The sequence below is a fragment of the Bacillus cereus group sp. MG16 genome (assembly GCF_040459875.1).
GTDB lineage: Bacteria > Bacillota > Bacilli > Bacillales > Bacillaceae_G > Bacillus_A > Bacillus_A paranthracis.
The window spans coordinates 1,337,219-1,359,007 of sequence record NZ_JARVHE010000001.1; the positions used below are offsets into that span (position 1 = coordinate 1,337,219).

Consider the following 21,789-nt stretch of genomic DNA (forward strand, 5'->3'; position numbering starts at 1 on the left):
GAAATGAAAATCGTGTATCTAATAGAAGAAAAAAGGTATGTGGTTAGAGACTGATAGAAATTCATTTCATTATTCTTTGGTAATTGTATAAGGGGGATTTTTTGTGAAAAAGTCAAAAAAAATGCTAGCTGGAGCAACTCTTGCTATTGGTGTAATAGCGCCGCAAGTATTGCCAACAACAGCTCATGCGGATGAGAAAGCTGGGGAGAGTACAGTTAACTTACGAATTCTAGAAACATCAGATATTCACGTTAACTTAATGAATTATGATTATTATCAAACGAAAACAGATAATAAGGTAGGTCTCGTGCAAACTGCAACACTTGTTAATAAAGCGCGTGACGAAGCGAAGAACTCTGTCCTATTTGATGATGGGGATGCATTACAAGGGACACCGCTTGGAGATTATGTAGCGAATAAAATAAATGATCCGAAGAAGCCTGTGGATCCTAGCTATACACATCCATTATATCGTTTAATGAATTTAATGAAGTATGACGTCATCTCTCTTGGGAATCATGAATTTAACTACGGTTTAGACTATTTAAACAAAGTAATTAGTAAAACAGAGTTCCCGGTTATTAACTCAAACGTCTATAAAGATGATAAAGATAATAATGAAGAGAACGATCAAAACTACTTTAAACCATATCATGTTTTTGAAAAAGAAGTAGAAGATGAATCAGGTCAAAAACAAAAAGTGAAAATTGGCGTAATGGGATTTGTTCCACCTCAAGTTATGAACTGGGATAAAGCAAATCTAGAAGGAAAAGTGAAAGCAAAAGATATAGTTGAAACAGCGAAAAAAATGGTGCCCAAAATGAAAGCAGAAGGTGCCGATGTTATCGTTGCACTAGCGCATTCAGGTGTTGATAAGAGTGGATACAACGTTGGCATGGAAAACGCATCGTATTATTTAACAGAAGTTCCTGGTGTAGATGCGGTATTAATGGGACATTCACATACTGAAGTGAAGGACGTATTTAATGGTGTTCCAGTTGTAATGCCTGGTGTCTTTGGAAGTAACTTAGGTATTATAGATATGCAATTGAAAAAAGTAAATGGAAAATGGGAAGTACAAAAAGAGCAATCGAAGCCGCAACTTCGTCCGATTGCTGATAGTAAAGGAAACCCACTCGTACAATCTGATCAAAATTTAGTTAATGAAATTAAAGATGATCACCAAGCGACAATTGATTATGTGAATACTGCTGTAGGAAAAACGACAGCGCCAATTAATAGTTATTTCTCATTAGTACAAGATGATCCTTCTGTACAACTTGTGACAAATGCACAAAAATGGTATGTAGAAAAGTTATTTGCTGAAAATGGGCAGTACAGCAAATATAAAGGAATTCCAGTTTTATCTGCAGGAGCACCATTTAAAGCAGGTGGCCGAAACGGTGCTACATATTATACCGATATTCCAGCTGGAACGTTAGCAATTAAAAACGTGGCAGATTTATATGTATATCCAAATACGTTATATGCTGTAAAAGTAAATGGGGCACAAGTAAAAGAATGGCTTGAAATGTCTGCAGGTCAGTTTAATCAAATTGATCCAAAGAAAACAGAAGAACAGCCGTTAGTAAATATAGGTTATCCTACATATAATTTCGATATTTTAGATGGCTTAAAATACGAAATTGATGTAACACAACCGGCGAAATACGATAAAGATGGAAAAGTTGTAAATGCAAATACGAATCGTATTGTAAATATGACATATGAAGGGAAGCCAGTAGCTGACAATCAAGAATTCATCGTCGCTACAAATAACTATCGCGGAAGCAGCCAAACGTTCCCGGGTGTAAGCAAAGGGGAGGTTGTATATCAATCACAAGATGAAACGCGTCAAATCATTGTGAAGTATATGCAAGAAACGCCAGTTATTGATCCAGCAGCAGATAAAAATTGGACGTTTAAACCGATTGTTGCCGATAAATTACATACAACATTCGATTCTTCACCAAATGCACAAAAGTATATAAAGAAAGATGGAAAAATATCATATGTTGGACCATCTGAAAATGAATTTGCTAAATATGCAATTGATATAACGAAGAAGAACGATGATGATAAAGAAACTGGTGGAGAGAATCCAACAACACCGCCAACAGGTGAAGGAAATAATGGAGAGAATCCAACAACACCGCCAACAGGTGGAGGAAATAATGGAGGAAATCCAACGACACCACCAACAAGTGAAGGAAATAATGGAGAAAATCCAACGACACCACCAACAGGTGAAGGAAATAATGGAGGAAATCCAACAACACCGTCAACAGATGAAGGTAATAATGCTGGATCTGGACAAACTACAACAGATAATCAAAGCGCAAAAGAAACAACAACTGTAAGTGAGAACAAAGAAGAACGTGATTTACCGAAAACAGGTACAAGTGTTGCTTCTACAATTGGAGCTGGGTTGGCGTTTATTGGAGCGGGATTCCTTCTGTTATTTAGAAGAAAAAAAGCAAATAAATAATCGAGAAATATAAAAAGGATTACCAGTTAAGGTAATCCTTTTTCGTATATTATGAAATTGTTACTGCTTTTTCTTTCTTCCATGACAGGCCAAATCCAGTAAAGCCGACGATAATCGTTACGACTGGACAAGCTAAACAGAAGATTGCGAATGGAACGTAATCAAAAGTTGGAACGCCAAGGACGTTCGATAAGAACACGCCACTTACTCCCCATGGTACGAGCGGGTTAATAACTGTACCTGCATCTTCTAATACACGTGATAAATTACGACGTTCTAAACCGACTTCATCATATTTATTAGCGAATGCTTGTCCTGTTAAAACGATAGATAAGTACTGCTCACCAAGTAAGAAGTTCACACCGATTGCAGTTGAAGCAGTAGAAATAATTAAGCGTGTGCTAGTTTTTACGAAGCTAGAGATGATATTCATTAGCTGCGTAATAATACCCATTCCTTGTAATAATCCTCCCATACAAAGAGCTAGGAAAATAAGAGCGATTGACATCATCATACTTTGCAGGCCACCGCGAGATAATAAGCTATCAATATCTTTCATACCCGTTTTAGAAACGTAACCGTCTTGCATAATTTTCATTAAATCAGTTAAAGAAGTACTAGGTTTAAATATAAATAGGATAATGATCCCTACTATAATTCCAGCAAGTAATGTTGGAACTGCTGGAACTTTTTTAAATGCGAATAGGAACAGTAATAAAATTGGAATAAGTGTAAAGATAGAAATCGTTGCATTTTTCTCTAATGTGCTAATGAAGTTTGTGAAGTCAACGTCTCCACTAGTACCGCTTCCTAAAATGAAAAATGCGATAAAAGCAATAATGAAAGCTGGAACTGTTGTCCAAAGCATGTTACGAATATGCTCAAATAAATCTACACCCGTTACAGCTGGCGCTAAATTTGTTGTATCAGATAAAGGAGACATTTTATCTCCAAAGAATGCACCAGAAATAATTGCACCAGCGATTAGAGCAGGATCGTATCCGAGAGCACTACCCATGCCCATAAAGGCAAGTCCTACAGTTGCGGCAGTTGTAAAGGCACTACCGATACTTGTTCCAACAATTGCACAAACTACAAAAACAGTTGGAATGAAAATTTTTGGGGATACAAGCTGGAAGCCGTATACCATTAAAGTTGGAATTGTTCCAGCAGCGATCCAAACACTAATTAATACGCCTACAAGTAAGAATATAAAAATAGATGGAATACCAGCTGAAATACTACTTATCATTCCTTTTTCCATCGTAGACCAATCAATTTTTTTCATAAATCCAAATGCTAATAAAAAAACGATACCAAATAAAATTGGGATGTGTGGTGAAACTTCTAATTGAATAACACTAAAGCCAATGCAGAAAAAGATAAATACTGTTAAAAGAACAGATTCAATTTTTGAAACCATTGTTTTCCCCTCCTAAGTAATCTAAAATAGCTCTTTTTTATATAAAATTCGCCAATATTGTTTATTTCCTTCTAAAATTTAGAATTTTGTGACAAATTACCGGTAATTGTCCATATTTCAATATGATGCGGAAATGATTGGATAAAAAAACGCCCCTGCATATAATTATGCAGGGACGAAGAAATCGCGGTACCACCCTAGCTTGTGAAATGAATGTATCACAAAATAAAGGGTCGTATGATATACGTTAATAAAATAAAAACGCCCCTGCAATATATGCAGGGACGAAAAATTCGCGGTACCACCCTAAATTGTGAAACAGTTTCGTTTCACCACTCTTTAGACATAACGGTCTATAACCGTCTTTCACTACTCCTTACGTTTCGTAAAAGAAGCTCCAGGGGGTAATTCATAATTCGCTCTGTACTGGTTCGCACCGACCACCAGCTCTCTGAAATCAGAAATCGAAATACTACTAAATCCTATCAACGCCGATTCATATGATGTTAGTTAAATTTTTATCATATATTCATCATACATGTCAATAAAAATATGTGATATTTTTTTAGGGAAATAAAGGAGATAGGTTTTAACACTGAAAAATGTGCGTTATAATGAATTTGAAAGGGGAGGAAAGAGTGAAGAAAAAAATAATTCTTTTTACCACCTTACTAGTCATTGGCGGAAGTGCTGGCATTTACACAGCTTTTGCAGCTGAATCAGAGCAAGCGAAGCAAAAGCAAATGCAGCAGTCAGAAGTGAAGAAAGCGAAAGAAGCTGAAGAGAAGAAGTCGATGGAAAAAGCAGCTGATAAACTAGGGGTTTCTACGGAAGGAAAAACAAAAGAAGAGGTTGCGAAAGAAGTAAATACCGCAAGATTTGAGAAGCGCCATGATCTATTGATTGAACATGCAAAACAACTTGGAATTGAAACAGAAGGAAAAAAAGACGAAGAGATTATTTTAGAAATCGGAAAGATACAACATGGAAAGTAGAACAACTTATCTTATGATAAGTTGTTCTTTTTTTAGAACTACTTGATTTAAAAATAATTGACAGTCATTTAGATTTAATGTTAACTATATTTATAAACTAGTTAACATTAGGGGTGACAATTGTGACTTTTAGTAAGAGTACGACTGACAAACCATCATATACATATGAAGAGTTATCGGAGAAAAATAAAGCCTATGTATGGCATCCATTTACACAAATGAAGGATTATTTAGAAGAAGATCCTGTCATTATTGAACGGGGAGAGGGAAGAAAGCTATACGATGTAAATGGAAATGAATATTGGGACGGTGTTTCGTCTATTTGGTTAAATGTTCATGGACATCAAGTGCCAGAACTAGATGAGGCAATTCGTGAGCAATTAAATAAAATTTCCCATTCTACTATGTTAGGGCTTGCTAACGTTCCATCTATTTTATTAGCCGAAAAAATAATTGAAGTTGTACCAGAAGGTTTGAAGAAAGTGTTTTATTCAGACTCCGGTTCTAGCGCTGTTGAAATTGCAATTAAGATGGCCTTTCAATATTGGCAGCATAAAGGAAAACCGAAGAAACAAAGATTTGTTACATTAAAAGAAGCGTATCATGGTGACACAATTGGAGCTGTTTCAGTGGGAGCAATAGACTTGTTTCACCAAGTGTATAGTTCGCTTTTATTTGAAGCAATTAAAATGCCTTATCCATATACATATCGTTCTCCTTATGGAAATAATAAGGAGGAAATTGTAAAAAAACATTTAGAAGAAATGGAAGAGCTGCTGAAAGATAAACATGAAGAGATTGCGGCGATTATTGTAGAACCTTTAATGCAAGGTGCTGGCGGTATGATTACAATGCCAAAAGGATACTTAAAAGGGCTACGTAATTTATGTACAAAATATAATGTTCTATTTATTACAGACGAGGTAGCGACTGGATTTGGGCGTACTGGAAAAATGTTTGCATGTGAACATGAAAATGTAACACCGGATATTTTGACAGCCGGAAAAGGTTTAACAGGCGGATATTTACCAGTTGCAATTACTGTAACGACAGATGAAATTTATAATGCCTTTTTAGGAGGCTATGAAGAACAAAAAACATTTTTCCACGGACATAGTTATACAGGGAATCCGTTAGGGTGTGCGGTAGCAATTGCAAATCTAGAACTATACGAGAAAACAAATTTAATAGAAGAGGTGGCACGTAAAACAGAATATGTGGCGACGCAATTAGAAGACCTCTTTGCATATAAACATGTAGGGGACATTCGTCAATGCGGGTTAATGGTTGGAATTGAACTTGTGAAGAATAAGGAAACGAAAGAAGCGTTTGAATGGACAGAGAGAGTCGGTGTTCAAGTATGTAAACGCTCAAGAGAACTAGGTATGATTTTGCGCCCGCTCGGTAATACGATTGTATTTATGCCCCCTCTTGCTTCTACAATTGATGAGATTGATGATATGTTACGTATTTTGTATAAAGCAATCTCGGATGTTACGGAGGGAGAATAATGAGTGGCTTTTTTATAACAGCAACGGATACTGAAGTGGGGAAAACTGTAGTCGCCGGTGCATTAGCAGGTGTATTTAGAGAACTGGGATATAACATCGGGGTATATAAACCGTTGCAAAGTGGACATATTGCATCAAATCCAGAAGGAGATGCAGCAAGGCTAAAGGCATTATCAGGTGTACCGACAAAAGAAGATGAAATTTGCCCTTACTCTATTGAAGAGCCGCTTGCCCCGAGACTTGCCATGAAAAGAGCTGGAAGGACAGTAACGTTAAAAGACATTATTCATCACTATAATGAACGATTGAAAGATTTTAATAGTCTACTTGTAGAAGGAGCAGGTGGATTAGCTGTTCCATATACAGAGGACGCTTTAGTAATTGATTTCGCAAAAGAATTACAACTTCCACTTATTGTAGTAGCACGCCCTACATTAGGAACAGTAAATCATACAGTTTTAACGATCGCTTACGCAAAGGCATATGGTTTAACAGTAGCAGGTGTCATTTTATCTGGCTGCAAAGAATGCGAAATGGAAAGAGTGCAAGAAAATAAAGAAATGATTGAAGAGTTAAGTGGGGTACCGGTTTTAGGTTTATTACCATTCTTTGCAGGTGAGTTTACAAGAGAAGAAGTCTTGGAATCTGCTAAAGAATATATAATGATTTCAAAATTAGAGGAGCTTATCCGAAATGAATCAAACGTGGCGCACACATCTTCAATCTAAATTGCAACAATTACATGAGCGAGAGCAGTATCGTAATTTGCATGTAACAGAACAAGCAGAAGAGACATGGCTTATTCGAGATGAGAAAAGGATGCTAAATTTAGCGTCAAATAATTATTTAGGGTTAGCTGGAGATGAAAGGTTAAAAGAAGCTGCTATCGCATGTACAAGAAAATATGGAACTGGGGCGACAGCATCAAGGCTCGTGGTAGGAAACTATTCACTGTATGAAGAGGTTGAGAGAAGTATATGCGATTGGAAAGGCACTGAAAAAGCCTTAGTTGTGAATAGTGGATATACCGCAAATATTGGAGTGATCTCTTCATTAGTGAGTCGTCACGATATTGTGTTTAGTGACAAATTAAATCACGCAAGCATTGTTGATGGAATTATATTAAGTGGGGCAGAGTATAAAAGGTATCGTCATAATGATTTAGATCATTTAGAGAAGTTATTGAAAACAGCGTCACCTGAAAAGCGGAAATTAATCGTAACAGATACTGTTTTTAGTATGGATGGTGATACTGCGTATTTAAGGGAGTTAGTAGAGCTGAAAGAGAAATGCGGGGCAATTCTTATAGTTGATGAAGCACATGCGAGTGGAATATATGGAATTGGCGGAGCTGGATTATCTCATATAGAAGAAAATCTTGCTCGAAAAATAGATATACATATGGGGACGTTTAGTAAGGCTTTAGGGTGTTATGGTGCGTATTTGACAGGCGATGCAATTTATATAGAGTATTTACACAATATGATGAGAAGTTTTATTTTTACTACTGCATTACCGCCTGGAACGTTAGGAGCAGTACAAAAAGCAATTGAAATTGTGAAAGAAGATAATGAAAGAAGAGAGAGACTTATAGAGAATGGAGCATATTTCAGAAACCATTTACGAGAAGCTGGTTTTGATATTGGAAATAGCTCAACTCATATTGTACCGATTGTAGTCGGTTCAAATGAAACAGCTTTACGGTTTAGTAAAAGGTTGCAACAGGTAGGGATTGCTGCAATTGCAATTCGTCCACCAACGGTTCCAGTTAATAGTTCACGAGTCCGTTTTGCAGTTACGTCCCAACATACAATAGCTGATTTGCAATGGGCTATTCACCATATTATACGTATTGGTAAAGAAGAGAGGTTTTTCGTATGAAAGAGCTAAAGATTATTTTTATTCCTGGGTGGGGAATGGAAGAAGGTGTTTGGACTTTAGTTCTTTCGTATTTTAAAGAATATTCTGTTCAATGTATCAATTGGCGTAATGTGAAAGAACAAAGTGAGTTTGCAGGTCGAGTAATAGATGTAGCAAAGGATGAAAATGTCATTTTAGTTGGATGGTCATTAGGGGCGTTAGCAGCAGTTCAAGCACATAAAAAGATTCAGACAAAAGGTATTGTACTAATTGGTGGTACTGCCAAATTTACAAATTCGAGCGACTATATGAGTGGATGGAATGCTTTGCATGTAGAGCGGATGAAAAAGAATGTGGCGAGAAAGAAAGAAGATACGCTCAAGCGGTTTTATGAAAATATGTTTACAAAAGATGAACTGAAAGAGAATACGAGTTTTGAAGAGATTGCGCTGAATTTTAAAGGAGACTCGATTCAGTCATTACAATTAGGCTTAGATTATTTAATAGAAACAGATATGAGAAACGAATTAATAGATGTCAAAGTCCCGCTGTTACTTCTTCATGGAGAACAGGATGTGATATGTCCATTATCTGCAGCTCATAGTATGACAGAGAATGCGAATGCTAAGTTAAAAGTAGTAAGTGAGGCTGGACATGCATTATGCGTAACGAATTTCGAATATTGCGCAAATGAAATCATTCAATTTGTAGAGGGGATACGACATGATCAACAAAACGTTACTACAAAAACGATTTAACGTGGCAGCTGTATCCTACGATCAATATGCAAATGTACAAAAAAAGATGGCGCATTCATTACTTTCTACATTGAATCGGCGATATAGTGCAAATTCATCGATACGTATTTTAGAACTTGGATGCGGGACAGGATATGTTACAGAGCAATTATCAAACTTATTTCCGAAAGCACAAATTACAGCTATTGATTTTGCCGAAAGTATGATTGCAGTTGCGAGAACTAGACAAAATGTAAACAATGTAACATTTTATTGTGAGGATATCGAAAGATTACGACTAGAAGAAACGTATGATGTCATTATTTCAAATGCCACATTTCAATGGCTAAATGATTTAAAACAAGTGATAAGAAATTTATTTCGTCATTTATCTATAGAGGGGATATTACTCTTTTCAACATTTGGACAGGAAACATTTCAAGAATTGCATGCTTCGTTCCAGCGGGCGAAAGAAGAAAAAAATATACAAAATGAAACATCGATTGGGCAACGTTTTTATTCGAAAAATCAGTTGCGCCATATATGTGAGATAGAAACAGGGGATGTACATGTTTCTGAAACGTGTTACATAGAGAGATTTACAGAAGTTAGGGAGTTTCTACATTCTATTCGTAAAGTAGGAGCGACCAATAGTAATGAAGAATCATATTGTCAAAGTCCCTCACTCTTTCGTGCGATGCTTCGCATATACGAAAGAGACTTCACGGGAAATGAAGGGATAATGGCAACGTATCATGCTTTATTTGTGCATATAACAAAAGAGGGGAAGAGATGAAATGAAACAAGTACAAACAAAAAGGGATTGGAAAAAACTTGCATACGACGTAGTAGAAGAGAAAGTGATTACGAAAGAAGATGCAATAGCGATATTAGAGGCTGACGATACAGAGATTTTAGAAATTATGAATGCTGCGTATATCATTCGCCACCATCACTTTGGTAAGAAAGTAAAATTAAATATGATTATTAATACGAAGTCTGGATTATGCCCTGAAGATTGCGGATATTGTTCACAGTCTATTATTTCAGAAGCACCGATTGATAAATATGCATGGCTAACGCAGGAAAAGATTGTAGAAGGAGCACACGAAGCAATTCGCCGTAAAGCGGGTACGTATTGTATTGTGGCATCTGGTCGTCGTCCGACTGATAAAGAGGTAAATCACGTAATTGGAGCAGTTAAAGAGATTCGTGAAACGACAGATTTAAAGATTTGTTGTTGTTTAGGTTTCTTAAACGAAGATCAAGCAGGACGTTTAGCGGAAGCGGGTGTACACCGTTATAACCACAACTTAAATACACATGCGAATAATTACGAAAGTATTTGCTCCACTCATACGTATGACGATCGTGTTGATACAGTTCAAAAAGCGAAACAAGCGGGTATTTCACCATGTTCAGGAGCGATCTTTGGAATGGGGGAGACAATAGAGGAGCGTGCTGAAATTGCATTCGAATTACAACGTATAGATGCCGATTCCATTCCATGTAATTTCCTTGTTGCTGTGAAGGGTACACCGCTTGAAGGACAAAAGGAGTTAACACCGGTAGAATGTTTAAAAGTGCTGGCGATGATGCGGTTTGTAAACCCAACGAAGGAAATTCGCATTTCAGGAGGGCGTGAAATTAATTTACGTTCTGTACAGCCAATCGGTTTATTTGCAGCAAACTCTATTTTTGTTGGAGACTACTTAACGACAGCTGGACAAGAACCGACTGCAGACTGGGGTATGATTGAAGATTTAGGATTTGAGATTGAGGAATGTGCATTATAAGATAGAAAAAAGCAAACTTATAAAAGAGTTTGCTTTTTTTGTAAATAAAATGTAATAAATAATTGTGAACGCTTGATACTATTGGCTTTTGAGCGAAAAAAAGAATTTTGGTGGACGAATTTTCCAAGCCCCAATTGTACATAGTAAATATGTAATTTATCCGACTTTAATGGGCAGTAAGACCCACACCTCAAAAAGCAGCGAAAGCAAAGAAGTTAGGTGGGGGTCGGGCTGCCCATAAAAGTCCGATTGGTTCAACTAATAATCAGTGGGGGATGAAGACCCCCCACTGATTAAAGTTTCACTTTACATTGGGTTGGAGGATTTTACATGCACAAATATATATTAGCGATTATGACTTGTCTCATTTTACTAAAAGCGATAAGTGCTGATCCAGTTAAGGCCGCCGAAAATCCTGAACAAAAAGAGATGCAACAACGAATTGAACAACATTTTCGAACGAAAGCTGAACATTTTGGATTGAAAACAGAAGGGAAAGATTTAAAGGAAGTACGAAAAGAAATTACTATTATAGAAGAGGCGAAGAAAAGAGAGAATGTATGGAAAACAGCACAGACGCTTCGTATACAAACAGAAGGAAAGACAATGGATGAATTAATAAAAGATGTACGGAGAAAAGTGAAGAAATAAAAAAAGAGGCCGCAGCCTCTTTTTTTATGCCCATTGTTTTGATAAGTGAGCCATTTCAATTGCAGCGACGGCGGATTCATAGCCTTTATTACCAGCTTTCGTGCCCGCGCGTTCAATCGCTTGCTCGATCGTTTCAGTCGTCAATACACCGAAAATAACGGGGATGTCTGTTTGTAGTGATAAAGATGCAACACCTTTTGCTACTTCATTACAAACGTAATCGTAATGTGTTGTAGCACCACGAATGACAGTGCCTAACGTAATAACAGCATCATATTTCCCGCTGTTCGCCATCTTTTTAGCGATTAAAGGAATTTCAAATGCACCAGGAACCCAAGCAACATCGATATCAGCTTCTTCTACACCGTGACGCTTTAATCCGTCTAAAGCGCCGCCAAGTAATTTACTTGTAATAAATTCATTAAAACGTCCAACAACAACCCCAACTTTTAATCCTGTACCAACTAAATGACCTTCGAATACCATAATAAATCTCTCCTTTAATTATAAGTTTAGTAAATGTCCTAATTTGTTTACTTTCGTTTGTAAATACGTTTTATTCTCTTCTTTTGCTGGCATTTGTAACGGTACACGCTCGATTACTTCTAAATCATAACCTTGTAAGCCAGCAATTTTTCTTGGGTTATTCGTTAATAATCGTAAATGTTGTAATCCTAAATCTTTTAATATTTGAGCGCCAATACCGTAATCCCGCAAATCAGCAGGGAAGCCAAGCTTTTCATTTGCTTCTACAGTATCGAATCCTTCTTCTTGTAACTTATAAGCGCGAAGCTTATTCAGAAGCCCAATGCCTCGTCCTTCTTGTCTCATATAAAGAAGAACGCCCTTTCCTTCACGCTCAATTTGAGCAAGTGCAGCATGGAGTTGTGGTCCGCAATCACATCGGCACGAGCCAAATACATCTCCTGTTAAGCACTCTGAATGAACGCGTACAAGTACAGGATCACCTGTTGAAATATCACCTTTTACGAGTGCGATATGCTCTTTCGAATCTAAGGAATTAGAATAGCCAATTGCATGGAAAGTACCGAAATCTGTAGGTAATGTAATTTCCACTTTTCGCGTCACTAATGTTTCATGGTGGCGGCGATAAGCAATTAAATCTTCTATTGTAATCATTTTTATATCAAATTGTTTTGCGCACTGTAGTAAATCAGGTACCCGTGCCATCGTACCGTCCTCATTAATAATTTCACAAATGACGCCAGCTGGTTCTGCTCCGCAGAGCTGTGCTAAATCGACAGCAGCTTCTGTATGACCAGCCCGGCGCAAGACACCACCTTCTTTCGCAATTAATGGAAAGATATGTCCGGGACGATTGAAATCAGCACCTTTTGATGCAGGATTTAACATTTCTCGTATCGTAGTTGCACGTTCGTGGGCACTAATCCCAGTTGTTGTAGAAACATGATCAATGCTCACTGTAAATGCAGTATGATGCGAATCTGTATTATGAGCTACCATTGGTTCTAATTGTAGACGTTCTGCGTACCCTTCTGTAATTGGTACACAAACGAGACCGCGTCCATGTGTAATCATAAAGTTAATTGTTTCTGGCGTAATATACTCTGCTAAAGCGATAAAATCGCCTTCATTTTCACGGTTTTCATCATCACATACGATCACGACTTTTCCTTGTTTTAAATCTTCTAGAGCTTCTTCAATACGATGAAACATAATGCTTCCCCCTTATAGAAATCCGTTTTCTTGTAAAAAGCTTTCGGTCATTGAACCTGTTCGTTTTACTGGTTTAGAAATAAAGCGTTCGATATATTTACCAATCATGTCACACTCAATGTTTACGATGTCACCGGCATTCTTTTCTCCGATAACAGATTCACTTACTGTGTGCGGGATGAGTGAAATTGTAATGGAAGATTCGTCTATATCAAATATTGTTAAACTCGTTCCATCAACAGCAACGGACCCTTTATGCAAACAATAGCGTAGCAATTCATCAGAAATAGCTATTTTGTAATAGACGGCATTATAGTGTTGTTTTTTGTTTAATATCGTTCCGATGCCATCGATATGTCCTGAAACGAAATGTCCACCGAATCGTCCGTTTGCAGCCATTGCACGTTCTAAATTTACTTTGCATTGCGGTTTAAGCATGCGAAGTGATGTTGATTGCATCGTTTCAGGCATTGCGTCTACTGTGAATGAAGTTGTTGTGAAACTCGTTACAGTTAAGCAAATACCGTTAACCGCGATGCTATCACCTAAGTGAACATCTGATAAAATTTTATTGGCATGAATCGTTAACTTCATCGCTTCGCCGCTTTGTTGCATGTTTGCAATCGTTCCTAATTCTTCTACAATTCCTGTAAACATTCCATCACCTCACTTCGGGCATGCGCAACAATTTTTATATCGCCGCCAATTTGTTTCATCTCTTGAATTTCCAAGGAAAGTGCATCTTGTAATGTTGAAAAACCATTGCCGCCAAATAAAGTAGGGGCATTTTTTCCACCAATTAATTTTGGACTTATATAAGTTACAATTTCATTGAAATACTTTGTTTGTAAGAAACTTGCATGAACGGTTTGACCACCTTCGACGAAAAGAGAAAGAATTTGTTTTTCGCCGAGTAGGTGTAAAACATCCTGTATTTCAATCTGTTTCGTTTTCATTTGGAATATAGCTATATTTTCAGATTCATAAGAAGCTATTTTCTCTGGATTTACATCCGTACCAACTATAATCCATGTCGGTGCTAAACTATCTGTTATGACATGAGAAGATGGTGGCGTTCGTAAATGGGTATCTAAAATAACGCGTATAGGATTTTGCCCCCCGTTAGGAATTCTTGTTGTTAAATGCGGATTATCAGCTATAACTGTATTCACTCCAACAAGAATTGCATCGTGTGTATGACGATATTGATGAACATCAGCTCGTGCATCTTCACTTGTAATCCACTTACTTTCACCGGTTACGGTTGCTGTTTTTCCGTCTAAGCTCATCGCTGTTTTTATTGTTACAAATGGACGTTTCGTTTTCATGTAGTGAAAAAAGTAGCGATTTAATAAAACTGCTTCTGCTTCCAGAACACCGGTAGTTACTTCGATGCCAGCTTCCTCTAATCTTTTTTTTCCATTACCAGAAACGAGAGGATTGCAATCAAGAGTAGCAATTACAACCCGTTTGACTTCTTTTTTGATGAGCAATTCACAGCAAGGTGGTGTTTTTCCAAAATGGCTACACGGTTCAAGTGTTACATACACGGTGGCTCCTTTTGCTTTGTCACCAGCCATATGAAGAGCATGAACTTCTGCGTGTTCTTCACCAGCACGTAAATGAGCCCCCATACCGACGATGTTTCCGTCTTTTACAACAACAGCACCAACCATAGGATTTGGACTTGTTTGCCCAGATGTTCCTTCTGCTAATTGCAGAGCAATCCTCATATATTCTTGATCTGTCATTTTCTTCACCTCTCCTAAAAAAATCAAAAAACCCCAAGGATTTTATATCCTTGGGGTTTGGGAGACGTGATTTCTAGAAATATAGTTCGAATACGAAAGTATAGGAAAGAAACCTAACGATGATTGATATTTTGGCATAAGGAAGAAACCTAGCAAAAATATCAAATTTTTCAAACGCTAGTCGTATCTTTTTATTTCAGCATAGAAAGATAAGTATACAAAATAAAACATATATATAGATTTGAATTGAATCTATAAAAATATGCATACTGAAATAAAAGTGTATTCGCTATATAAAATTACTAGAAAACATATCCTTCTCCCATCCAGACTATACTGTCGGCCCTAGAGTTTCACTAGATCCACCGTTTTCGAGTTGAAAACGGGTCACGGACTTAGAAGTTTGCACTTCATCACCGCCGGTTGGGAATTTCACCCGACCCCGAAGGATGTTGTTTGCTCAAATTATAGCACAAAAAAAATAAAAGGCTAGTAAAAAGTATTAGAATGTGAAGAATTGTGTGAAAATATATGTAGGCTGAGATGGAGACAAAAGTATTAGAAATGTTGTAAGGAGAAGGGATATAACGGTGTTGCTAAAAAGAAAAAACATGCACAAAAAAATGTGCATGTCACATGTGAAATTATTCTGCCTCTGGTGCTCTAACAACAGATTCAAATTTTCCTTTATGCGAAGCATCGCAATAAGGCATATTTTTTGATAAACCACAACGGCATAAAGAAAATGCCGGTTTTGCTGGGAATACATTCCCTTGTGAATCAACTAATTCCACGTCCCCTGTAACGCGAAAAGAGCCATTATCATTTACTTTAATTTGTACTTTAGCCAACGCTATCCCTCCTTCCAAAACGCTTAATTTCATCATATAATCAAGAGAAGTACTTGACAATATGAAAAGAGCACTTTCTTTGGAAGAGAAGAGAGTGTTATAATGTTTTTTATAACTGACTAGAGTAAGGTGACGAAAGATGGATAAACAATTACGTACATTACGAAATATTGCAAATGAGCGCACGTGGGCATCATTTTTGAATGATAATCATCCATATAGTTTGTTGCACTGGTCCATTGCTGGTGTAGGACAAGAGTCAAAGGATGTTTGGTTACTGCAAGATGAGGTAACATTTCAAACGACAGAATTTCCAACGTTAGATGATGCAATAAAGTGGATTTCTGAAAATATGGAACAAGTTACAGACGTTTTAGCGCAATAAAAAAACAGGCTTATGCAAGCCTGTTTTTTGTTTCTTTTACATATGAGTTTAAAAATTGATCAATGGCTGCTTCATAATCTTCTTTATTTTCGTTATAAGAGCAAGCGTGTGCGCCGTTTTCTGCAATATAAAGTTGTTTATTGTTTTCCTTTGCTTCATAGAGTGCTTTCGTCATATCAGCTAAAATATAATCATCATCTTTACTATGAATAAAGAGGACGGGATTGTTAATGTTTTTTATACAATCGATTGGTGAAACTTCACGAATCGTATAACCGTCACGCACTTTTAAGAAAGCATTTGCTAAAGGTAATAAAGGCCATTTTGGTAAATGGAATTCAACCTTTAAACGGTGCTGTAATTGTCCGTAGAAATCAGAGAAAGGACAATCTGCAATATAGAAGTCAGCACCATCTTCTACAAGTCCTGCGTACTGAAGAAGTGTTGCAGCGCCCATCGATTCACCATGAATACCGAGTGTTATATTTGTTCCAAAACGACCTTTTAGCCAGTCAACTACAGATTTTAAATCATGCTTTTCATAGTATCCATAGCTTGTTGTTTTTCCCCCAGTCTTACCATGACGACGATGATCATAAATAACGACATTATATCCTCTGTTTAAAAATAACCTTGCATATTTTACAGAGTTCATTTTATTTACAGTTACGCCGTGACAGAAAATCATAAACTTATTGGAATGACCGGCAGGAATGTAATATCCGTGAAGATCATATCCGAATTGCGAAGGAATATGAATTTCTTCTTTATGAAGAGCTTCAAAATCCTCTATACGAAAATGTTTTTTCGTTTCTCTTTCGAGTATTTCTTCCTCTGTTTTTTTCTTTAAGTACATCACCTTATTTGTAAAGAAAATCCCAAGGGCAGTTATCGCACCTAGTATAGTAAACAATGCTGCAAAAAAACGTTTCATACTTTACCTCATCCTCCAAATACCGTTACATGTGATACACTTATATTGTATCACAAGGATAGAAAAGGGGAGAAATAGGAAATGGTGCATATACAAAAAATTACGCCAGCGATGAAAGAAACAATTCGAATGTTCATGTGTGAGAACTGGGGGAGTTCATTGATGGTTTCACGTGGTAAGGGACATCAGTTAGAAGAGTTGCCAGGATTTGTTGCGCTCTCAGAAGACAGAATAATCGGAATTGTAACGTATGAATTGATCGGAAATATGTGCGAAATTGTATCGTTAGATAGCTTTGAAGAAAGAAAAGGAATAGGGACAAAACTTGTGGATTGTGTATTACGAGTTGCAGAAGAAGAACGGTGCAGGAAGGTTTGGCTTATAACAACAAATGATAATATGAATGCGTTACGTTTTTACCAAAAACGTAATTTTTTGATGACGAATTTATATGTAAATGCGGTGGAAGAGGCACGAAAAATAAAGAAAGAAATTCCGCGCATTGGGTATGATAATATCCCGATTTTACATGAAATTCAATTAGAATATAGTTTAGTGTAATGATGTAACAATTTTCAGAAATATAAATTATTAACCTTGACGAATATTGTAATTTAGGTTACCGTAAAATTGTAATCTATTACCATATTAAGGGGTGACGATGTGGCAACTATACGTGATGTTGCAAAATTGGCAGGTGTTTCAGTCGCAACCGTTTCACGAGTTATAAATGAAAAAGGATACGTTCATGAGGACACAGTAAAACAAGTAAAGGAAGCAATTGAGGAATTACGTTATAGGCCAAATAGTGCAGCAAAGCCACTATTTAAAGAGAATTCAACGATAATTGCATTACTTGTAGATAATCTATATGACTCATCAAACATCACTTTGCTACATTGTATTGAGGAAATAGCGTATAAAGAAGGATATCAAATTATTGTTTGTAATATAGAGAATAAAGATAGATACATACATATGTTGAAGGAAAATAACGTTGCAGGTGTTATTTTGACAAGATCCGTTTTTAAAAGTATAGGAGAAATCCCACTTCCGTTTGTTGTGATTGATGAAAAAAAATCTCATGCAAATTATTATGAAAGTGGCCAAAGAGCGGTCTCTTTATTAAAAGAAAAAGGTTGTCACTTTCTTGCTTATTTCGGTGAGGGCGAAGATAGTGAAGAAATGGAAGAGTACATATCAGGATTTTTAGACGCTGTTTGGGAGGAAGGAATCTCTTATCGAGAAGAATGTGTACAAGGGTATACGAATAAACAGTTTGTTACATTATTGCAAACTTATCCGTATATAGATGGAATTGTAACTTCAAGTGATAAGATTACCTTTGAGTTAATTCGAGCAGCAAAAAAATTAAATATCCGTATACCGGATAAATTGAAAATTATTGGACTGAACGGGAGTATAGACAGTGAGTGGGCAGGTCCGTCATTTATACAAATGGAAAGTTGTATCGAAGAAAATGGGAAAATAGCGATGCAACAATTAAAAGGAAAAATAAAAAAGTAAAAGGTGCGTATAAAACGCACCTTTTTATAATGTAATGGCGGCAATAAAGCCGAATATAAGTAACGGTATATTATAATGCAGAAAAGTTGGTACACATGTATCCCATATATGATGGTGTTGACCATCAGCATTTAAACCGGATGTTGGTCCAAGTGTACTATCTGATGCTGGAGATCCTGCATCGCCTAGCGCTCCGGCTGTACCGATAATTGCAATGGTGGCCATTGGACTAAATCCAAGCTGCATGCAAAGAGGTACAAAAATTGTTGTTAAAATAGGGATGGTTGAAAAAGATGAACCAATTCCCATCGTAACAAGAAGTCCAATCACAAGCATAAGAAAGGCTGCGAGTGGTTTATTATTTCCAATTATATGTGCACTTGTTTGTACAAGAGATTCAACATGTCCTGTTTTTCGAAGAACAGCACCAAATCCAGCGGCTGCAATCATAACAAAACCGATAAAGGACATCATGCGCATTCCACTTGTTAATATCGCATCTGCTTCTTTAAGAGGTAGACTACCACTTACTGATAAGACGATAATCCCCGCTAAAGCACCGAAAATCATGGATTCTGTTGCTAATTGAACAGTTAATGTGGCAATGATAGATAATAATCCGAAAGTAATGCTACGCTTTGTATAGGGAACGATTTCATTTTCGGTAGTATGAATTTGTTCTGTTTCATACGTACGAGGCTTTCGGTATGTAATGAAAACCGCTACACATAATCCGATAATCATACCGATTGCTGGAATAGTCATTGCTTTTGGAATAAGCGCGACATCAAATGTAAGACCGCTTTGCGCAGCATTTGTTTGCAATACATCATGATAAATTTTTCCGAACCCTGCTGGAATCCACATATAAGGAGTAATCAATCCGAATGTAATAATACATGTAACAAGTCTGCGATCCACTTTCAGCTCATTTAATACTTTTAAAAGTGCTGGAATTAAGATGGGGATGAAAGCGATGTGAACAGGAATCACATTTTGTGAGAAACAAGCCATCGTTAAAATGATAAATAGAATAAGTATTTTAGAGTAAACTTGTTTTTTCGTGTCTTGTTCATTGCCAATCCACTTTAATGCAGTTTGAATCATAGCATCTGGAAGTCCGGTTTTGGAAAGAGAAATAGCGAAACCACCAAGCATTGCATAACTTAAAGCGATTGGAGCACTGTTTCCAAGACCAGTTGTAAAAGTGTTAATCGTTTCTGAAATACCGAGTCCACCGATAAGTCCGCCTGTTAAAGCTCCAACAATGATGGCGACAATGACCTGGACACGTAACAGACTAAGCAATAGCATAACTGCTACTGCAATGAGTACAGCATTCATAATAAATGTAATCTCCCCAAAATTTTATTGTGTTAAGGCAAGGAAATATGAATCACCTTGCTAGATTTATACATAGTTGCGACATATTATTATAAATTGTTTTTTATGAAATGTAAAAGAGCCTTTTGTTACTAATGGTGAAAAGCTAGCTCTTGTTTAATGGATTGTAAAGAACGAGCGAATAATTCTGGCTCTTCTAAATCGGGAGAATGTGCTGAATTTGGGAACCAAATCATCTTTTTTATCGGTGCTTCTATTACATCACAATATTCCTGAACGAGTGCATAAGGAGTTTGATAATCATAGCGACCAGAACAAAAATAAACTGGAATAGATAAACTCGTAATAGAAGAAAAGAAATCGATTGTCAACATTTCTTCCCATAAAACGCCAGATTTTAAATTTCCTGCGAGAAACTTGAACCAATCTAATAGTGTATATTCGGGAGAAAAGAAGCCTTTTCGTATGAAAGAAAAGGAAGATCCGTTTTGGATTGCACCTCCGAATGTGCCAAGCCATTTTCTTTGAATAATAAGGCGTCTCGTATCTAAAAATGGCGGTTTTCCTAATTTTAAAAGGGACGCTAATGCTTTTTTATGATTATATTTTTTTGCAGAACGAATTAAATGCTGATATAGTAATTCCTCGTTTTGTTTCATATGTACAATTTGCCCAATACCGATATAAGCCTCGATATATTGTGGATAATAGTGTGCTATGTTAAGCCCGATAATACTTCCCCAAGAATGACCAGCGAGAAATAGTTTCTGTTTATTGAACTTTTTAAGTACATATTGAATCACTTCTTTTGCATCGGAAATGAATTGTTCGATTGTAAAATTTGCTCCGAAATCTTTCATTGAAAAGGATTTACCTGCCCCGCGCTGATCCCAATTAATTACGATGAAGTGTTTCTCCAATTCTTTTTGAAAATGACGAATAAATCCGATTTGTGCCATGCCTGGTCCACCGTGACAGCATAATAAAATAGGCTGCTCTACGTTTTGCCCGCGCATAAGGAGAGTTTGTTTTCGGTTGTTAATCATAACGCTTTCCATCGTAGCGATACTATTAGGAATGAGTTTTTTATTTTCATTATAGAACTGCGGGGTATTGCTACGAAAAAGCATATTGAAAACCTCCTTTTCTAAAATCGTATGAATCGCACAGGCTATTCGTTTTGCATATACTGTTAGAAAATCATTGTAACATACCATACTAGTGTCATTTCAATATGGGAGGAGGGAAATTGTGACGATTGGAGAAATTATCGATTGTTTAAATAGGCGTGAATCCATCGCTATTATAGCAAAACGTCTTGAAATAAGCCCGTATACATTATCGAAGAAATTAAGATTGATTGGATACGAATATGATGGAGAACAGAAAAAGCGTATTTTTGTAGGAGATGGAGAAGAACCGCGTCACTTACAACTCCAAGAAGCGACAGCCCTTCAATATGCGAAAACGGATTATCAACTATTAATTTATGAACAATTACAAAGTATTTATGAGTTATTAAGAAAGAAAGAAGAAGTAATTGCGCCCATGATGAATATAAGTACAGAAAAAAAGAAACGTACCTTTTCTATTAATAAAGAAATATTAGCAAAACTAGACGTTATATCAGAATCGAAAGGAATTCAAAAATCTAAACTTGTAGAAGAGGCGTTACAACAATTTTTACAACAATATGATTTTAACAACACATCACATATTGATAAATAAAGAAAAGGATACTATGTTCATTGTAAGAACGAGTATCCTTTTTAGGTTTCACATATATGACGGATAAAAGGTTTATGTGTATCTTTTACGATGAAAAATTAAGATTGTTT

The 21,789-nt window shown here is 36.6% G+C and carries 22 protein-coding genes, 1 riboswitch and 1 other annotated feature; of the genes, 13 read left to right on the plus strand and 9 right to left on the minus strand.

The genetic code is table 11. From position 1 onward, the window contains the following. The first annotated feature begins 103 nt into the window (after positions 1 to 103). A complete protein-coding gene (cpdB, locus tag QCI73_RS07025) occupies positions 104 to 2,488 on the plus strand; it encodes a bifunctional 2',3'-cyclic-nucleotide 2'-phosphodiesterase/3'-nucleotidase (RefSeq protein WP_483299574.1) in 2,385 nt (794 codons plus the stop codon). Between the two features lie 49 nt (positions 2,489 to 2,537). Here the strand turns inward: cpdB and nhaC are convergent, their stop codons facing one another. Beyond that, positions 2,538 to 3,911: a Na+/H+ antiporter NhaC gene (nhaC, locus tag QCI73_RS07030; protein ID WP_327922527.1), complete on the minus strand. Its 1,374-nt coding sequence runs from the start codon at positions 3,909 to 3,911 to the stop codon at positions 2,538 to 2,540. 277 nt (positions 3,912 to 4,188) lie between these two features. Beyond that, positions 4,189 to 4,409: a binding site (T-box leader), on the minus strand. Between the two features lie 140 nt (positions 4,410 to 4,549). Between nhaC and QCI73_RS07035 the strand changes: the two genes are divergently transcribed. The 8 genes from QCI73_RS07035 to QCI73_RS07070 all read left to right on the plus strand — a co-directional run bounded on the left by QCI73_RS07035 (position 4,550) and on the right by QCI73_RS07070 (position 11,461). Then, positions 4,550 to 4,906 carry a hypothetical protein gene (locus QCI73_RS07035; RefSeq protein WP_327922528.1) on the plus strand — a complete coding sequence of 119 codons (357 nt, stop codon included), beginning with the start codon at positions 4,550 to 4,552 and terminating at the stop codon, positions 4,904 to 4,906. 122 nt (positions 4,907 to 5,028) lie between these two features. Beyond that, positions 5,029 to 6,417, plus strand: a complete 1,389-nt coding sequence (gene bioA, locus QCI73_RS07040; RefSeq protein WP_000144318.1) for an adenosylmethionine--8-amino-7-oxononanoate transaminase — start codon at positions 5,029 to 5,031, stop codon at positions 6,415 to 6,417. Continuing rightward, the gene (gene bioD, locus QCI73_RS07045) at positions 6,417 to 7,145 is read left to right on the plus strand and encodes an ATP-dependent dethiobiotin synthetase BioD (protein WP_353822698.1); all 729 of its coding nucleotides are present in this window, start codon (positions 6,417 to 6,419) and stop codon (positions 7,143 to 7,145) included. Before bioA ends, bioD begins: the two co-directional genes overlap by 1 nt. Continuing rightward, entirely contained in the window at positions 7,111 to 8,298 is a 1,188-nt protein-coding gene (bioF, locus tag QCI73_RS07050) for an 8-amino-7-oxononanoate synthase (protein ID WP_327922530.1), read from the plus strand. Before bioD ends, bioF begins: the two co-directional genes overlap by 35 nt. Beyond that, positions 8,295 to 9,035, plus strand: coding sequence for an alpha/beta fold hydrolase (locus tag QCI73_RS07055; RefSeq protein ID WP_327922531.1), 741 nt, complete (start codon positions 8,295 to 8,297; stop codon positions 9,033 to 9,035). The genes bioF and QCI73_RS07055 overlap by 4 nt, the downstream gene beginning before the upstream one ends. Then, positions 9,001 to 9,810: a malonyl-ACP O-methyltransferase BioC gene (bioC, locus tag QCI73_RS07060; RefSeq protein WP_000608933.1), complete on the plus strand. Its 810-nt coding sequence runs from the start codon at positions 9,001 to 9,003 to the stop codon at positions 9,808 to 9,810. The genes QCI73_RS07055 and bioC overlap by 35 nt, the downstream gene beginning before the upstream one ends. A gap of 1 nt (position 9,811) precedes the next feature. Further along, the gene (bioB, locus tag QCI73_RS07065) at positions 9,812 to 10,810 is read left to right on the plus strand and encodes a biotin synthase (RefSeq protein WP_000815866.1); all 999 of its coding nucleotides are present in this window, start codon (positions 9,812 to 9,814) and stop codon (positions 10,808 to 10,810) included. Positions 10,811 to 11,140: 330 nt separating this feature from the next. Continuing rightward, positions 11,141 to 11,461: a hypothetical protein gene (locus QCI73_RS07070; protein WP_000549777.1), complete on the plus strand. Its 321-nt coding sequence runs from the start codon at positions 11,141 to 11,143 to the stop codon at positions 11,459 to 11,461. 24 nt (positions 11,462 to 11,485) lie between these two features. Here the strand turns inward: QCI73_RS07070 and ribH are convergent, their stop codons facing one another. The 5 genes from ribH to QCI73_RS07095 form a co-directional block, all read right to left on the minus strand. Then, on the minus strand, positions 11,486 to 11,947 hold the full coding sequence (gene ribH / locus QCI73_RS07075) for a 6,7-dimethyl-8-ribityllumazine synthase (RefSeq protein ID WP_000230889.1): 462 nt from the start codon (positions 11,945 to 11,947) through the stop codon (positions 11,486 to 11,488). An 18-nt stretch (positions 11,948 to 11,965) separates the two neighbouring features. Continuing rightward, positions 11,966 to 13,159: a bifunctional 3,4-dihydroxy-2-butanone 4-phosphate synthase/GTP cyclohydrolase II gene (gene ribBA / locus QCI73_RS07080; RefSeq protein WP_353822699.1), complete on the minus strand. Its 1,194-nt coding sequence runs from the start codon at positions 13,157 to 13,159 to the stop codon at positions 11,966 to 11,968. Positions 13,160 to 13,171: 12 nt separating this feature from the next. Then, positions 13,172 to 13,816, minus strand: a complete 645-nt coding sequence (ribE, locus tag QCI73_RS07085) for a riboflavin synthase subunit alpha (protein ID WP_000493918.1) — start codon at positions 13,814 to 13,816, stop codon at positions 13,172 to 13,174. Further along, positions 13,798 to 14,910 carry a bifunctional diaminohydroxyphosphoribosylaminopyrimidine deaminase/5-amino-6-(5-phosphoribosylamino)uracil reductase RibD gene (gene ribD / locus QCI73_RS07090; protein WP_353822700.1) on the minus strand — a complete coding sequence of 371 codons (1,113 nt, stop codon included), beginning with the start codon at positions 14,908 to 14,910 and terminating at the stop codon, positions 13,798 to 13,800. The genes ribE and ribD overlap by 19 nt, the downstream gene beginning before the upstream one ends. A 310-nt stretch (positions 14,911 to 15,220) precedes the next feature. Further along, a riboswitch (FMN riboswitch) is annotated at positions 15,221 to 15,364 on the minus strand. Between the two features lie 190 nt (positions 15,365 to 15,554). Continuing rightward, complete coding sequence (locus tag QCI73_RS07095) at positions 15,555 to 15,761, minus strand: CDGSH iron-sulfur domain-containing protein (RefSeq protein ID WP_001151582.1); 207 nt, start codon at positions 15,759 to 15,761, stop codon at positions 15,555 to 15,557. 139 nt (positions 15,762 to 15,900) lie between these two features. Here QCI73_RS07095 and QCI73_RS07100 point away from each other — a divergent pair, with 139 nt between their 5' ends. Further along, positions 15,901 to 16,146, plus strand: coding sequence for a YqkC family protein (locus QCI73_RS07100; RefSeq protein ID WP_000360809.1), 246 nt, complete (start codon positions 15,901 to 15,903; stop codon positions 16,144 to 16,146). A gap of 10 nt (positions 16,147 to 16,156) precedes the next feature. Here QCI73_RS07100 and QCI73_RS07105 read toward each other — a convergent pair whose 3' ends face one another. Next, the gene (locus tag QCI73_RS07105; RefSeq protein WP_014893526.1) at positions 16,157 to 17,080 is read right to left on the minus strand and encodes an alpha/beta hydrolase; all 924 of its coding nucleotides are present in this window, start codon (positions 17,078 to 17,080) and stop codon (positions 16,157 to 16,159) included. Between the two features lie 81 nt (positions 17,081 to 17,161). Between QCI73_RS07105 and QCI73_RS07110 the strand changes: the two genes are divergently transcribed. Further along, on the plus strand, positions 17,162 to 17,641 hold the full coding sequence (locus tag QCI73_RS07110) for a GNAT family N-acetyltransferase (RefSeq protein ID WP_000233414.1): 480 nt from the start codon (positions 17,162 to 17,164) through the stop codon (positions 17,639 to 17,641). Between the two features lie 102 nt (positions 17,642 to 17,743). Then, positions 17,744 to 18,607, plus strand: a complete 864-nt coding sequence (locus tag QCI73_RS07115; RefSeq protein WP_353822701.1) for a LacI family DNA-binding transcriptional regulator — start codon at positions 17,744 to 17,746, stop codon at positions 18,605 to 18,607. 24 nt (positions 18,608 to 18,631) lie between these two features. On the opposite strand, the gene QCI73_RS07120 is transcribed toward QCI73_RS07115, so the two are convergent. Next, on the minus strand, positions 18,632 to 19,951 hold the full coding sequence (locus tag QCI73_RS07120; protein WP_327922534.1) for a Na+/H+ antiporter family protein: 1,320 nt from the start codon (positions 19,949 to 19,951) through the stop codon (positions 18,632 to 18,634). Between the two features lie 131 nt (positions 19,952 to 20,082). After that, on the minus strand, positions 20,083 to 21,081 hold the full coding sequence (locus QCI73_RS07125) for an alpha/beta fold hydrolase (RefSeq protein ID WP_000898953.1): 999 nt from the start codon (positions 21,079 to 21,081) through the stop codon (positions 20,083 to 20,085). 121 nt (positions 21,082 to 21,202) lie between these two features. On the opposite strand from QCI73_RS07125, the gene QCI73_RS07130 reads away from it, so the two are divergent. Then, complete coding sequence (locus tag QCI73_RS07130; protein WP_000151910.1) at positions 21,203 to 21,679, plus strand: ribbon-helix-helix domain-containing protein; 477 nt, start codon at positions 21,203 to 21,205, stop codon at positions 21,677 to 21,679. The last annotated feature ends 110 nt before the right edge of the window (positions 21,680 to 21,789 follow it).

Bases quoted from the DNA above. Each gene is read 5' to 3' on its own strand.
- nhaC (WP_327922527.1), bottom strand. From the start codon at position 3,911: ATGGTTTCAAAAATTGAATCTGTTCTTTTAACAGTATTTATCTTTTTC.
- bioD (WP_353822698.1), top strand. From the start codon at position 6,417: ATGAGTGGCTTTTTTATAACAGCAACGGATACTGAAGTGGGGAAAACT.
- bioF (WP_327922530.1), top strand. From the start codon at position 7,111: ATGAATCAAACGTGGCGCACACATCTTCAATCTAAATTGCAACAATTA.
- QCI73_RS07055 (WP_327922531.1), top strand. From the start codon at position 8,295: ATGAAAGAGCTAAAGATTATTTTTATTCCTGGGTGGGGAATGGAAGAA.
- bioC (WP_000608933.1), top strand. From the start codon at position 9,001: ATGATCAACAAAACGTTACTACAAAAACGATTTAACGTGGCAGCTGTA.
- bioB (WP_000815866.1), top strand. From the start codon at position 9,812: ATGAAACAAGTACAAACAAAAAGGGATTGGAAAAAACTTGCATACGAC.
- QCI73_RS07070 (WP_000549777.1), top strand. From the start codon at position 11,141: ATGCACAAATATATATTAGCGATTATGACTTGTCTCATTTTACTAAAA.
- ribH (WP_000230889.1), bottom strand. From the start codon at position 11,947: ATGGTATTCGAAGGTCATTTAGTTGGTACAGGATTAAAAGTTGGGGTT.
- ribBA (WP_353822699.1), bottom strand. From the start codon at position 13,159: ATGTTTCATCGTATTGAAGAAGCTCTAGAAGATTTAAAACAAGGAAAA.
- ribE (WP_000493918.1), bottom strand. From the start codon at position 13,816: ATGTTTACAGGAATTGTAGAAGAATTAGGAACGATTGCAAACATGCAA.
- ribD (WP_353822700.1), bottom strand. From the start codon at position 14,910: ATGACAGATCAAGAATATATGAGGATTGCTCTGCAATTAGCAGAAGGA.
- QCI73_RS07100 (WP_000360809.1), top strand. From the start codon at position 15,901: ATGGATAAACAATTACGTACATTACGAAATATTGCAAATGAGCGCACG.
- QCI73_RS07105 (WP_014893526.1), bottom strand. From the start codon at position 17,080: ATGAAACGTTTTTTTGCAGCATTGTTTACTATACTAGGTGCGATAACT.
- QCI73_RS07110 (WP_000233414.1), top strand. From the start codon at position 17,162: ATGGTGCATATACAAAAAATTACGCCAGCGATGAAAGAAACAATTCGA.
- QCI73_RS07120 (WP_327922534.1), bottom strand. From the start codon at position 19,951: ATGAATGCTGTACTCATTGCAGTAGCAGTTATGCTATTGCTTAGTCTG.
- QCI73_RS07125 (WP_000898953.1), bottom strand. From the start codon at position 21,081: ATGCTTTTTCGTAGCAATACCCCGCAGTTCTATAATGAAAATAAAAAA.